The following is a 12,893-nucleotide window of genomic DNA, read 5'->3' as shown; positions in this document are numbered from 1 at the left end:
GCCTCAAAGCAGGATGCGATACTTCGCAAACCCGGATTCGCCCTCGCCGGCCGGCTCGATCTTGAGCGATTTCACTCCCGATATGAAATCCTTCGCTTTGGGGCCGGTCTCGAACACGACGCTGGTGCCGGGCAGCGGCGTGAACGACCAATTGTCGTCGGCCGAGGGGTTGATCGTGCCTTCGCTGACGACGTAGCGCACGATCACGTCGCGGTTGGTGTCCGGCGCCTCGTAGATGATCTTCGAGGCATTGATGTCGGGGAAATTGCCGCCACCGCCGGCGCGGTAATTGTTGGTGGCGACGACGAATTTCGCTGCCGGATCAATCGGCTTGCCGTCGAAGCTGAGGCCGACGATGCGGTTCGAGCCGGCATTGGCGACGCCACCCTTGGCATCGTATTTCGGCAGCTGCGACAGGTCTATTCCGTAGCTGACGCCATCGATCACATCGAAATTGTAGGACGGGAATTCGGTGTCGATGAGCGCCTGGTCGGCTTTGCCCGGCTCGATCTTCCTGAAAATGCCGGCCGACATTTCCAGCCATTCCTTCACTTGCGCGCCGGTGATTTCGACGGCACGAACCGTGTTCGGATAGAGATAGAGGTCGGCGACGTTCTTGATGGCGATGTCGCCCACCGGCACGTCGGTATAGTAGTCGGCGCCGTTGCGCCCGCCGGCCTTGAAGGGCGCCGCCGCCGACAGCAGCGGCACGTCCTTCCACTGCGTGCTTTTTAATATGTCCTTGAGGTACCAGCTCTGCGCCTGGTTGACGATCTGCACCGACGGATCGTCGGCGACCAGCGCGAAATAGGAATAGAGCGGCGCCGAGGTCTTGCCGACCGGTCGGCGGACATAGGCAAGTGTCGCCTCATGGTCCGCCTTCAGCGCATCGACGACGCGCTGGTCGTCCGCCACCGTCGGCTTGTTTGCCTTGTCGACGCGCTCGTAGATCGGCCTTGCCTCAGATGTGGCCGAGGCTACGCGCCATTTCGATCCGTCCCGTTCCAGAAGCAGATCGATCAGTCCCATATGCGAGCCCCAGAAACCGCCCATCACGGCGGGCTTGCCCTGCAGCGTGCCTTTCTCGGTGTCGACGCCATCGAGCGCCTGAAAATCCTTCTTGCCGGGGAAGACCAAATGCTGATGGCCGGTGAACACCGCATCGATGCCTTCGACGCCGGCGACGAAGAAGGAGGCGTTCTCCATGCCGTCGCCCTGCTTGATATCGATGCCGGAATGCGAGAGCGCGATGACGATGTCGGCGCCCTCCTCCTTGATCTGCGGCACCCATGCCCTGGCCGCCTCGACGATGTCGCGCGTCCTGACATTGCCTTCCAGGTTCTTCAGGTCCCAGACCATGATCTGCGGCGGCACGAAGCCGATGATGCCGATCTTGATCGGCTGCTCGACGCCCGACCCGTCCTTGATCTTCTTGTCGAGGATGACATAGGGCTTGAGGTAGAGCTTGTCGTCGCGCGGGTTGGCGGCAAGCTCGGTGCCGCGGATCAGATTGGCGCAGACGAACGGGAAATTGGCCCCGGCCAGCACCTTGTCGAGGAACGACAGGCCGTAATTGAACTCGTGATTGCCGAGCGTCGAGCATTCATAGCCCAGCAGGTTCATGCCCTTCATGATCGGATGCAGATCGCCTTCCTTGAGGCCCTTCTCATAGGCGATGTAATCGCCCATCGGATTGCCCTGCAAAAGATCGCCATTGTCGATCAGCATCGCATTGGTGGCTTCCTTGCGCACCGCCGCGATCAGTGAGGCCGTCCGCGACAGGCCCATCGTGTCGTTGGCTTTGTCTGCGTAGTAGTCGTAAGGCAGCACATTCACATGGATGTCGGTGGTCTCCATGATCCTCAGATGCGCCTGATTGGCCTGCGCGCGGGCGGAAAACGGATGCAGCATGATCAGCGCCCCGCTGGCGGCCGCACCGGCAAGCAAACTACGGCGGGAGACGGGGTAGTTGAGATGCGGCATTGGTTTTCCTTCCCAGCGACGTGACAAGATCCCAGCCCCGGGCGGAAGCTTCGCGCCGAAAACCGGCCATGTCCATCGGGAAGTCAGTCGATCAGCAAAAGGTGACGGCTGGATGAATATCCTTGGCCGCGGTTGAGAACTCAGCCCTTGTTATCATCGCCCTGGGTGATCAGCCGCGCGCTGCGCTGGCCGGTGAAATAGATCCATAGCCAGCTAAGCGACACCGAGAGCCGGTTGCGAAAACCGATCAGGAAGTAGATATGCGCCACGCCCCACAGCCACCAGGCAAGCCATCCCGTGAGCTTGATCCGGCCGAAATCGATCGCGGCTGCCCACTTTCCGATCGTCGCCAGGTCACCGGCATGTTTGTAGCGGAAAGGGCGCGGCGCGCTATCGCCGGCCAGCCGCGCCCTGATCGTCGCGGCAACATGCTTGCCCTCCTGCTTGGCCGAGGGCGCCACGCCTGGCACCGGCTTGCCGTCCGGCCGCAAGACATGCGCTGTGTCGCCGATGACGAAGATCTCCGGACTGTTCGGCACGGTCAGATCGGGCTCGACCATAACCCTGCCCGCCCGGTCCACCGGCGCGCCCAGCCACTCTCCCGCGGGCGAAGCCGCTACGCCGGCGGCCCACAGGATGGTTCGCGCCGGCAGATGCGTATCGCCAAAGACGACGCCTTCGGCATCGAGGCGCGTGACGGCGCGGCCAAGCTCGACCGTGACGCCCCGCCGCTCCAGCGCCTTGCGCGCATAGTCGGACAGCTTTGGCGCGAAATTGGCGAGGATCCTGTCTCCGGCCTCGACCAGCACCACACGCGCCTCACGCGTGTCGATGTTGCGGAATTCGCCGCGCAGCGTTTCGTGCGCGAGTTCGACAATGGTGCCGGCAAGCTCCACGCCGGTCGGGCCGCCGCCGACGATGACCAGTGTCAGCAGTGCCTGGCGCTTGGCCGGATCGGTCTCGCGCTCGGCCTGCTCGAAGGCGAGCAGGATGCGCCGGCGAATGGTGGTTGCGTCTTCAAGCGTCTTCAGCCCAGGCGCGAAAGGCTCCCATTCGTCGTGGCCGAAATAAGCATGACGCGCGCCGGTGGCGAGCACCAGCGTGTCGTAGGGAACAGAACTGCCGTCCTCAAGCAGCACGCGTTTGCCTGGACGGTCGACGCCGGTGACGTTGCCGAGCAGGGTCGTCACGTCCTCGCGCTTGCGCAGCAGATGACGGATCGGCCAGGCGACTTCCGAGGTCGCCAGCGAGGTGGTCGCCACCTGGTAGAGCAGCGGCTGGAAAAGGTGATGGTTGCGCTTGTCGATCATGGTGATGCGCACGGGTGCGCCGGCCAGCGCCCGGGTGAGTTCGAGACCGCCGAACCCTGCGCCGACGACAACGACATGATGGCTGGTTTCACTCATCGCATTCACCCCTGTTTGTCTCCCTTTATCTAGTGATTTTTGTGCACCGCAACAATGTCGCGGCGAGCTAGATTGCCGCTTAAGGCTGCCCAGGACTCGTCGCCGGATGTCGCGAATGCCTATGTCGGCAAGCATGGACGGGTATAGCCTTGCAGGGCTGGAACCACGGGAGTGAAGCATGGCCAACGACGATGACAAAGATGGCAAAGGGCGGGCGCAATATTCTTCGCCGCCTTGCTTCATGCACGAACTCGATCCGGAATTTCGCGCGCCATTGACCGACTGGACCGATGTGCGCCGTTGGCGCAAGGCCGAGCGCGAGCGTCTGATCGCGGCACGGTTGGCGGTTTCCGCCGATGCGCGGGTGGCGATGTCGCGGGCTATCGCCGAAGGGCTCGACGCGGCAATCGGCGACATTGCCGGCCGCATGGTCAGCCTCTATTGGCCGTTTCGCGGCGAGCCGGACCTGCGGCCGTGGATGGCGTCGATCAACGAACGCGGCGGCCGCACGGCGCTGCCCATCGTGATCGAGAAAGGCCAGCCGCTGATCTTCCGCGCTTATGTACCCGGCGACCGGCTGGAAAAAGGCATCTGGAACATCCCGATCCCGGCCGAAGGCGAGCCGGTGCTGCCCGACATCGTCATCTCGCCGATCGTCGGCATCGACCCGCGAAACTACCGCCTGGGCTATGGCGGTGGCTTCTTCGACCGCACGCTGGCTGCCATGCCGTTCAAGCCATTGGTCATCGGCGTCGGCTACGAACTGCAGCGCATAGCCACCATCTACCCGCAGCCACACGACATCCCGATGGACCGGCTCGTCACCGAGGCTGCTCAGGGCTAGGCCAGTTCCGGCTTCATCCCCATCGCCGTGCGATCGACGATCTCGCGCAGGGCAAAGGATGAGTTGATCTTGGTCACATGCGGCATCGCCGACAGCCACTCCTTGTGGATGCGCTCATAGTCGACCAGATCCTTGGCGGCGATGCGCAGGATATAGTCGTATTCGCCCGACATCAGGTGGCACGACAGCACATTCGGGCAGCGCTTGATCGCCGCCTCGAAATCCGACAGCGTCTTTTCGAACTGTCCCGACAGCGATATGTGCACGATCGCCGTCATCTGGTGACCGAGCGCTGCATTCGAAAGCCGGGCGTGATAGCCGCGGATGGTGCCGGATTTCTCCAGATTGTCGAGCCGGCGCGAACAGGCCGACTGCGACAGGCCGACCCTTTCGGCGAGCGCCGCATTGGGTATGCGGCCATCCTTCTGCAGTGCCTCGAGAATGGCGATATCGATCCTGTCGAGCGGCATTTCTCGTGATTCCTGCGAAATTTCCTTGATTTCGCGCAACGATTATCGAAACGCGTGACCCCGCGCAAGCGCATTCGCAAACACCTGCGCAACGATTTGTGGTTCACTCGGTTGATACAGGGAACGAGCCCGAAGGGCCGGATCAGGAGAAGACTATGCGCGTCGGTTGCCCCAAGGAAATCAAGAACCACGAATACCGCGTCGGCCTGACGCCGGGCTCCGTCCGCGAATATGTCGCGCATGGTCATGAAGTGCTGGTCGAAAGCGGCGCCGGCGCCGGCATCGGCGCCGATGACAATGCCTACCGCGCCGCCGGCGCCACCATCGCCAGGACCGCCGCCGACGTGTTCGCCAAGTCCGACATGATCGTCAAGGTCAAGGAGCCGCAGCCCAACGAATGGGCGCAGCTGCGCGACGGCCAGATCCTCTACACCTATCTGCACCTGGCCCCGGATCCGGAGCAGACCAAGGGCCTGCTCGCGTCCGGCGTCACCGCAATCGCCTATGAGACCGTAACCGACGACCGCGGCGGCCTNGGCGCCCTGCCGCTCTTGGCGCCGATGTCGGAAGTTGCCGGCCGCCTGTCGATCCAGGCCGGCGCGACCGCGCTGCAGAAGGCCAATGGTGGCCGCGGCGTGCTGCTCGGCGGCGTGCCCGGCGTGCTGCCCGGCAAGGTCACCGTGCTCGGCGGCGGCGTCGTCGGCCTGCATGCCGCCCGCATGGCGGTCGGCCTCGGCGCCGACGTCACCATCATCGACCGCTCGATCCCGCGCCTGCGCCAGCTGGACGACCTCTTTACCGGCCGCGTCCACACCCGCTACTCCACAGTCGAGGCGCTTGAGGAAGAATGCTTCTCGGCCGACATCGTCGTCGGCGCCGTGCTCATCCCGGGTGCTGCTGCACCCAAGCTGGTGACCCGCGAAATGCTGTCGGGCATGAAGAAGGGCTCGGTGCTGGTCGACGTCGCTATCGACCAGGGCGGCTGCTTCGAGACTTCGCACGCCACCACCCATGCCGAGCCGACCTATGAGGTCGACGGCGTGATCCATTACTGCGTCGCCAACATGCCGGGCGCCGTGCCGGTGACCTCGGCGCACGCGCTCAACAACGCGACGCTGCATTATGGCCTGCAGCTGGCCGACAAGGGCCTGAAGGCGCTGGTCGACGACCACCATTTGCGCAACGGCCTCAATGTCCACAGGGGCAAGATCACCAATCGCGCCGTGGCCGAAGCACTCGGCTATGAGCTGGTCGAACCGAAAGTGGTTCTGGCTGCCTGACCTGACCTGGCATTTTGCCTCCCTTACCCGCCGGTTGTACCGGCGGGTTTTTCTTGGCTACAAGACCGCAAAACGCCCGCTCCAGGGCAAGGTGCAGCCCCTCTCGACAGCGCTTTTGCCTGTCGATGTGACATTTTTGTCATTCCAATATTAACGAGCATCCTGTTAGAACACGGACGGGTTTGTTCTATGCTAAGGGGCTAAAATGTTTATTTCTGCTAAATCCGTTCTTCTCGGCGCCGTTTCGGCAATGGCTTTGATATCGGTAGCGCATGCCGCCGACGTTGTGCAGCCGGTGGAAGAACCTGCCGGTTTCAACTGGAGCGGCGCCTATGTCGGCATCGGCGGCGGCTTCGGCGCCACCGTGCACCGCATCAGCGTCGACCCGTTTCTCGACTTCAATGGCATCGGCGGCAACGGCGTGTTTGGCGAAGTGACCGCCGGCTACGACTACATGGTCTCTGAACGCTTCCTGCTCGGCGGCTTCATCGACGCCAACATCGGGAATATCGGTCCGTCGATCAGCCTTCCGGGCGCTGATATCGACCTGACGAACGCTTATGGCTTCGACGTCGGCTTGCGCGCCGGCTATCTCTTGAACCCCAGTACGCTCGGCTATGTGCTCGGCGGCTACACTTGGAACCATTTCAAGCTCGAGGGTTCGGGCTTTGCCGACGGTCTTGATTTCACGGAGAACCGTGGCGGCTATGTCGTCGGCGTTGGCATGGAAACCGTGCTGCGCGGCAACTGGACGATTAAGACCGAGTACCGCTACGCCAACTATGGCGACGACTCGGTGGCTGACCTCGGCATTATCGGCGGCCCGGGAACCTCTCTGGATGTCGAGCCGTCCAGCCACACCTTCCACATCGCGGCCAATTACCGCTTCGGCGCCCAGAATGGCGGCGGGGCCTCGTTTGCTGCTCCGACCTACAACTGGACCGGCTTCTATGTCGGCGGCGCGCTTGGNCGAAGGCGTGTTCGGCGAGGCGAGCATCGGTTACGACCATGATTTCGGCGGCTGGGTCGCCGGCGTTCTGGTCGACGCCCGCTATTCCGGCATACGCTCGAAGCTGGACATTCCGGGTGGGTCGATCAAGGGCGATGCCGACTATGGCTTCGATGCCCTGGCCCGCATCGGCGCCAAGGTCAACGAATCGACGCTGGCCTATGTCCTCGGCGGTTACAGCTGGCAGCATTTCGACCTGCATGCCTCCTCGCCCGTTGGCGACATCGTCGACTGGGGATCGAGCGGCTTCTCGGTCGGTGGCGGCCTGGAAACGGCCGTTTCCAGCAACATGACGCTTGGTCTCGAATACCGCTATTCGCAGTATGAGAAAGAAGATTTCGGCTCGGGCGGCTTCCTCACCGACGAGCCTTCCTTCCAGACCGTTCGCGTCGGCGCGAAGTATAAATTCAACTAAACGCCGCACACACACACGGCGAAGGCCCGTCGGTCAATTCCGGCGGGCTTTTTCTTTGCGCAAAATTCCTGGCGCCGGAATTGAACAGGCTGGCGGACATCAAAAAAGCGGAGCCAAAGCCCCGCTTCCTCGGTCATCGAGATCCCCGCCGGTTCATCCGCGGTCGGCAATCCATCGACGCTGGTCTTTTACCGAGAGAATGCGACGGGAGTACGACAAGTCCCAACCGCCATCGGCGTGCGTCGCCATGCCGGCGAGGATCGCGATGCTGTGTGAAGTGCTTCACATCCGCAATTCGAAAAGCATGCGCAGACAGGGATGCCAACTTGACGGATCGAGACGTCACACGGTTCCCAACTGCCCGCCAGACCACCGGCGGGCATCTTTTTGTCAGAAACGCTCGATGCGGCACTGATAACAATTGTTGCGCGCCGAGCGGACGTGGACATAGGCGATGTCAGCGCGCTCAAACAGCGTCTCTGCCCGCGCCGCAATGCCGCCAGTCGGAATGACGCCGCCGCTGCCATAGACGATGCGGTCATCCGCACCATAGCCGCGCACGATATAGTCGCTGCTCTCAAGCATCTCTGGAAGCGCTTCTGTCTCGGCTGCGCGTTCGCATTCCTGCGCATGCAGGAAGATCGGTCCTGTCTCGGCGTAAGGCTGCAACGCCGGAAACGGCCGATAGGCCATGATCAGATAGCCATCGCCTTCGGCGACGTTTCTCAGGCAATGCCGGCACGGCACCCCGTCGCCATCTGAAACCTTCCGCTCCGGCGTTTGCCCGTAGGCGTCCGGCCCGCCGCGCTGCAGCGCTCTCACATCTTCTGTCGGCAAGGCTTTGAACTGGACGGTCATGGCTAAATCTCCGGTGTGGTTGACCGGAAATTATGCCCCCGCCGAGGTGCTTCCCACCCGATTCCTGTCAACTGTCAGCAGCCCGGCCAGTCTCAGGCCGGACTGCTTCGGCATTGGGCAGGTCCCGCGCCGGCTCAGCGGATGAAATCGTCGAAGCGGCGCAGCATCACCCGGCGCCTGCGCCAGTTCTCGTCCTGGGTCCGCACGAGCAGGAATTCCTCGCCATGAACGGTCGGTTCGGCCTTCAGTCGGAGAAAGTCACGGCCGCATGACGCTGGCCGAGCGCTCGGCGAACGACAGCGGATGCACGGTCTCCTTCTTTTGCGCCACCGGCGCAAAACCGAGCTTCTGGTAGAGCGGCAAGGCAGCCGGATGGTCGAGCGTGCAGGTCTGCACCGTTACCCGTTTCGGCCCATACGACCATGCTGCGGCAATCGCCGCACCGAGGAACCAACGGCCGATGCCTTGCCCGGTCGCATGTTCCATCATGCCGAAATAGGCGAGCTCGACTTCCTCTGGCAAATGCGGCTTGAGGTCGAAGAAACCGGCCGGCGCGCCGTCGAGATAAAGCACCCTGATGTCGCGGTCCTCGCGGTGGATCCCGGCGGCAAGCTCGTCATCGTCCAGCCTCAGCACATTGACCCAATGCCATTTGCGCCCGACCCGATCCATCAGATAGCGATAGAAATGCAGCGGAATGTCCTTGGTCCTGAGCAGCGCGATCTGCCTGTTGTAGGGCAAGGGCGGCGAATAGGCCGGCGGCACATGCATTTCCAGAAACGTGACCGTGACCTCGATGTCGTCCAGCGCGCCATTTTCCATCGCCATCATTCCTTGCCCGTCACCACGGGCGTGTCTGCCAGCCCGCCCCATTCCGTCCATGAGCCGTCGTAGAGCCGGTTGTCGGTGTGGCCGAGCGTCTCCAGCGCCAGAGTGACGACAGCCGCCGTGATGCCGGAACCGCAAGAGGTGACGACCGGTTTCGACAGATCGATACCGGCATCCTCAACGGCCTTGCGCAACTGGTCCTTCGACAACAGCGCGCCATCCTGTGACAGCGCCGAATAAGGCAAATTGTGCGCGCCGGGCATGTGGCCGGAGCGAACACCCGCGCGGGGCTCTGGGTCGGCGCCGGTGAAGCGGCCCGCGCCTCGGGCGTCCGCAATCTGGCTCTCGCCAGTCTCGACGATGCGGCGCATGTCGGCAAGGCTGGCGACGCGAGCGGCATCGAAATCGGCATGAAACACATTCGGCGCGATCTTGGTCGGCTCCGCCGTCACCGGCCGGCCCGCCGCCTTCCAGCGGTCGAAGCCGCCGTCGAGCACATAGACCTGGAACACGCCCATGACGCGGAACATCCACCAGGCGCGCGGCGCCGAGAAGAAACCCGGACCGTCATAGACGACAATGGTGTCGTCGGCCGAAATTCCCATGGCGCCTACATATTGCGCGAAATGCTGTGGCGAGGGCAGCGTGTGCGGCAGCTTGGCATCAGGATCGGAGGCCGCATCATGATCGAAGAATCGCGCACCCGGAATATGCGCAGCCTCATACTCGGCGCGCGCATCGCGCTTCTGCGCCGGCAGATACCAGGATGCATCGACGATCGTCAGGCCGGGCTCGCCAAGACGGCTCTGCAACCAGTCCGCATCGACGGTGAAAGGGCTGTCATCGGCCATTGTTCTTCTCCTGCTCCGCCTTGGCGAAGCATTGCTTCCTGTTGACCATGATCTTCCCCGAAAACCCGCTTCCACTTTTCGGGATCATGGTTCGTTCAAGCTACCGGCATTGGTCCGAAGCGAATGCGAAAACGCCGGTTTTCGCGGCCCTTCTTCTCGATCTTGCCGATATGGATTTCACCGACTTCGCCGGTGCTTTTGACATGGGTGCCGCCGCAGGGCTGGCTGTCGATCGAAGCGTTGTCGCCGATGCAGACCAGGCGGATCTTGCCGGTGCCGGCGGGCGGCCGGACAGTCTTGGATTTCACCAGGCCAGGATTGGCTGCCAGTTCCTCGTCGGTGATCAGCCTGACGAAGATCGGATGATCGGCCCGCACCAGCTCCATCAGCCCGGCGGTGACGTCTTCCCTGGTGAAGCCGGCATCGGGAGCGTCGAAGTCGACGCGGCTGTCATCTTCGGAAACCGCAGCACCGGTAATCGGAAACGGACAGACGACGGTGAGCAAATGGCAAGCTGCGTGCATGCGCATCAGGAGATGCCGCCGCTCCCAGTCGATGGCGAGTTTCACCCGCTCGCCCACCTCGGGTGCCGGCTGCTCCGGCGCCGGCACATGGATGATCTCGTCCTTGGTCTCGCCGGTGATGGTGGCGGCAATGGCGATGCGGCTGCCGTCCGCGCGCTCTAATGTGCCGGTATCGCCAGGCTGGCCGCCCGATGTGGCATAGAAGATGGTCCGGTCGAGAATGATGCCGCCGCGCTCGTTGATGGCGACAACGGTGGCGTCAGCCTCTCTGAGATAGGCGTCGTCGCGAAACAGCGCTTCTGTTCTGTGCGCCATCAGGCGACCTTCTCATACGGCACCGAAATTGTGCTGCGCTCATCCATCCAGCCCGGCACCGGCAGGTTCTTCTCACGCAGGAATTCCGGGTTGAACAGCTTCGACTGGTAGCGCGTGCCATAGTCGGCAAGGATGGTCACGATGGTGTGGCCGGGGCCAAGCTCGCGCGCCAGCCGGATCGCGCCGGCAATGTTGATGCCGGTCGAACCGCCGACGCACAGGCCTTCTTCCTGGATCAGGTCGAAGACGATCGGCAGCGCCTCTTCGTCCGGCACCTGGAACGAGAAGTCCGGCGTGAACCCATCGAGATTTGCCGTGATGCGCCCCTGCCCTATCCCTTCGGTGATCGAGCTGCCGTCGGACTTCAATTCGCCACTGGTGTAGAAGGAATAGAGCGCCGCACCCAGCGGATCGGCGAGCGCGATCTTGACGTTGCTGCTCTTGGCCTTCAGCCCGAAGGCGACGCCGGCCAGCGTTCCGCCCGAACCCACCGCCGAGACGAAACCGTCGACCTTGCCGCCGGTCTGCATCCAGATTTCTTCCGCCGTGGTGCGGATATGGCCGTCGCGATTGGCAACGTTGTCGAACTGGTTGGCCCAGATCGCGCCGTTCGGCTCCGACCTCGCCATCTGCTCGGCCAACCGCCCCGAGAGTTTCACGTAATTGTTGGGGTTCTTGTAAGGCACCGCCGGCACTTCGATCAGCTCGGCACCAAGCAGCTTGATCGTGTCCTTCTTTTCCTGGCTCTGGGTGTCGGGAATAACGATCACTGTGCGATAGCCCAGCGCCTTGGCAACCAGCGTCAGGCCAATGCCGGTATTGCCTGCCGTGCCTTCGACGATGACCCCGCCCGGCTTCAACAGCCCGCGCTGTTCGGCGTCGCGGATGATGAACAGGCCGGCGCGATCCTTGACCGACTGGCCGGGGTTCATGAACTCGGCCTTGCCCAGGATCTCGCAGCCGGTCTGCTCCGAGGCCTTGTTGAGGCGGATCAGGGGCGTGTTGCCGATCGCTTCGATCACAGAACGGGGCATCCGGGATTCCTTATGTAGCTGCGGCGAGACCCTAGAAACCCGAAGCTAGCGTTTCAAGGCAAGAATTCGCCTGGTCCAGTCGCATTTCGGGCACTGCAATCTCCCGCGGCCGGACAACGCGCGATGACGATCATTTCAACCATTACGGAAAAGCGCTCTTTTCATTCGATTTTTTCACCGCTAGAGCACTAATGACAGATCGGCAGGGCGCAGAATGACACTTTACCGGGCGAACCCGAAGCACGGCGTCGCCTGGATAACCGGCGGCAGCAGCGGCATCGGCCGTGCGCTGGCCAAGGACCTCGCGGCAAAGGGCTTTGTCGTCGCGGTCACCGCACTCGACGGCGACCCACTCGACGCGCTCATCGTCGAGACGGCGCAGATGCCGGGACGTGTCGTCGCCTACCCTTGCGACGTCACCGATGAGCCGCGCATGGCAAGCACGGTGGCGGCGATTGAAAAGGAGCTCGGGCCGATCGTGCTCGCCGTCTTCAACGCCGGCAACTACATCGCCACGCCCGGCGAAGACCTCAGGGTCCGCGACTTTCGCCAGACCTTCGAGGTCAACTATTTCGGTATCATCAATGGCCTCGTCCCGCTCATGGAGCGCATGCGCATCCGTGCGCGCGGCCATATTGTGCTTGTCGGATCGGTTACCGCCTATTTCGGCTGGCCGACCACGGCGGCCTATGGCGGCTCGAAGGCGGCGATCAACATCTTGGCCGAGTCGCTGAAATACGATTTCGACAAGATGAATGTCCGGATCCAGGTGATGAATCCGGGCTTCATCGACACGCCGCTGACCGAAAAGAACATGCTGCCGATGCCGGGACTGATGCCGGTCAACCGCGCCTCGCGCCGCATGCTGCGCGGCATCGAGCATGGCGGCTTCGAGGTTACCTTCCCTCACCGGCTGAGCTGGGGGCTGAAGGTGCTGGCACTGCTGCCAAGGCCAGTCTGCCGGTGGTTCATCAGCACGGCGACCCGCTGGACAGGGCGGCCGCTGAATTTCGACCGCAAGCCGCCGAACCAATAGCTGTCCACAGTCCGGCTGTTGCCTGACTGCACCGGCCGCC

Annotated in this window: 11 protein-coding genes and 2 pseudogenes; 4 read left to right on the top strand and 9 right to left on the bottom strand. The window is 62.8% G+C overall.

The window, feature by feature from the left end:
* Positions 1–3: 3 nt before the first annotated feature.
* Entirely contained in the window at positions 4–1,983 is a 1,980-nt protein-coding gene (locus tag X733_RS150335) for a bifunctional 2',3'-cyclic-nucleotide 2'-phosphodiesterase/3'-nucleotidase (protein WP_023818869.1), read from the bottom strand.
* A gap of 140 nt (positions 1,984–2,123) precedes the next feature.
* A complete protein-coding gene (locus X733_RS150340) occupies positions 2,124–3,389 on the bottom strand; it encodes an NAD(P)/FAD-dependent oxidoreductase (RefSeq protein ID WP_023734042.1) in 1,266 nt (421 codons plus the stop codon).
* A gap of 178 nt (positions 3,390–3,567) precedes the next feature.
* Between X733_RS150340 and X733_RS150345 the strand changes: the two genes are divergently transcribed.
* Entirely contained in the window at positions 3,568–4,233 is a 666-nt protein-coding gene (locus X733_RS150345) for a 5-formyltetrahydrofolate cyclo-ligase (protein WP_023818868.1), read from the top strand.
* Here the strand turns inward: X733_RS150345 and X733_RS150350 are convergent.
* Positions 4,230–4,703, bottom strand: a complete 474-nt coding sequence (locus X733_RS150350) for an Lrp/AsnC family transcriptional regulator (RefSeq protein ID WP_023668897.1) — start codon at positions 4,701–4,703, stop codon at positions 4,230–4,232. The two genes, X733_RS150345 and X733_RS150350, sit on opposite strands and share 4 nt — an antisense overlap.
* A 155-nt stretch (positions 4,704–4,858) precedes the next feature.
* On the opposite strand from X733_RS150350, the gene ald reads away from it, so the two are divergent.
* Both ald and X733_RS01000000166255 read left to right on the top strand, forming a co-directional pair.
* On the top strand, positions 4,859–5,983 hold the full coding sequence (ald, locus tag X733_RS150355; RefSeq protein ID WP_023818867.1) for an alanine dehydrogenase: 1,125 nt from the start codon (positions 4,859–4,861) through the stop codon (positions 5,981–5,983).
* A 205-nt stretch (positions 5,984–6,188) separates the two neighbouring features.
* Positions 6,189–7,407 (top strand): annotated as a pseudogene (locus X733_RS01000000166255) (outer membrane beta-barrel protein).
* A gap of 390 nt (positions 7,408–7,797) precedes the next feature.
* Here the strand turns inward: X733_RS01000000166255 and X733_RS150360 are convergent.
* The 6 genes and pseudogenes from X733_RS150360 to X733_RS150380 form a co-directional block, all read right to left on the bottom strand.
* Positions 7,798–8,265 (bottom strand): DUF1203 domain-containing protein, encoded by a 468-nt coding sequence (locus tag X733_RS150360; protein WP_023736671.1) that lies wholly within the window; start codon positions 8,263–8,265, stop codon positions 7,798–7,800.
* Between the two features lie 134 nt (positions 8,266–8,399).
* Positions 8,400–8,492, bottom strand: a pseudogene (locus tag X733_RS1000000170820) (OmpA family protein); the annotation flags it as partial.
* A gap of 31 nt (positions 8,493–8,523) precedes the next feature.
* Entirely contained in the window at positions 8,524–9,087 is a 564-nt protein-coding gene (locus X733_RS150365) for a GNAT family N-acetyltransferase (protein WP_023682574.1), read from the bottom strand.
* 5 nt (positions 9,088–9,092) lie between these two features.
* Complete coding sequence (gene sseA / locus X733_RS150370; RefSeq protein WP_023818866.1) at positions 9,093–9,944, bottom strand: 3-mercaptopyruvate sulfurtransferase; 852 nt, start codon at positions 9,942–9,944, stop codon at positions 9,093–9,095.
* Positions 9,945–10,039: 95 nt separating this feature from the next.
* On the bottom strand, positions 10,040–10,783 hold the full coding sequence (locus tag X733_RS150375; protein ID WP_023691265.1) for an alanyl-tRNA editing protein: 744 nt from the start codon (positions 10,781–10,783) through the stop codon (positions 10,040–10,042).
* Positions 10,783–11,817, bottom strand: coding sequence for a cysteine synthase A (locus X733_RS150380; RefSeq protein WP_023816020.1), 1,035 nt, complete (start codon positions 11,815–11,817; stop codon positions 10,783–10,785). Before X733_RS150380 ends, X733_RS150375 begins: the two co-directional genes overlap by 1 nt.
* A 214-nt stretch (positions 11,818–12,031) precedes the next feature.
* On the opposite strand from X733_RS150380, the gene X733_RS150385 reads away from it, so the two are divergent.
* Positions 12,032–12,853, top strand: coding sequence for an SDR family oxidoreductase (locus X733_RS150385; RefSeq protein WP_023698793.1), 822 nt, complete (start codon positions 12,032–12,034; stop codon positions 12,851–12,853).
* The last annotated feature ends 40 nt before the right edge of the window (positions 12,854–12,893 follow it).

The organism is Mesorhizobium sp. L2C066B000, assembly GCF_000502335.1.
In the GTDB taxonomy this organism is placed as follows: domain Bacteria; phylum Pseudomonadota; class Alphaproteobacteria; order Rhizobiales; family Rhizobiaceae; genus Mesorhizobium.
The sequence above is the reverse complement of the archived record's forward strand: the minus strand, read 5'-3'. Positions and strand labels throughout refer to the sequence as shown.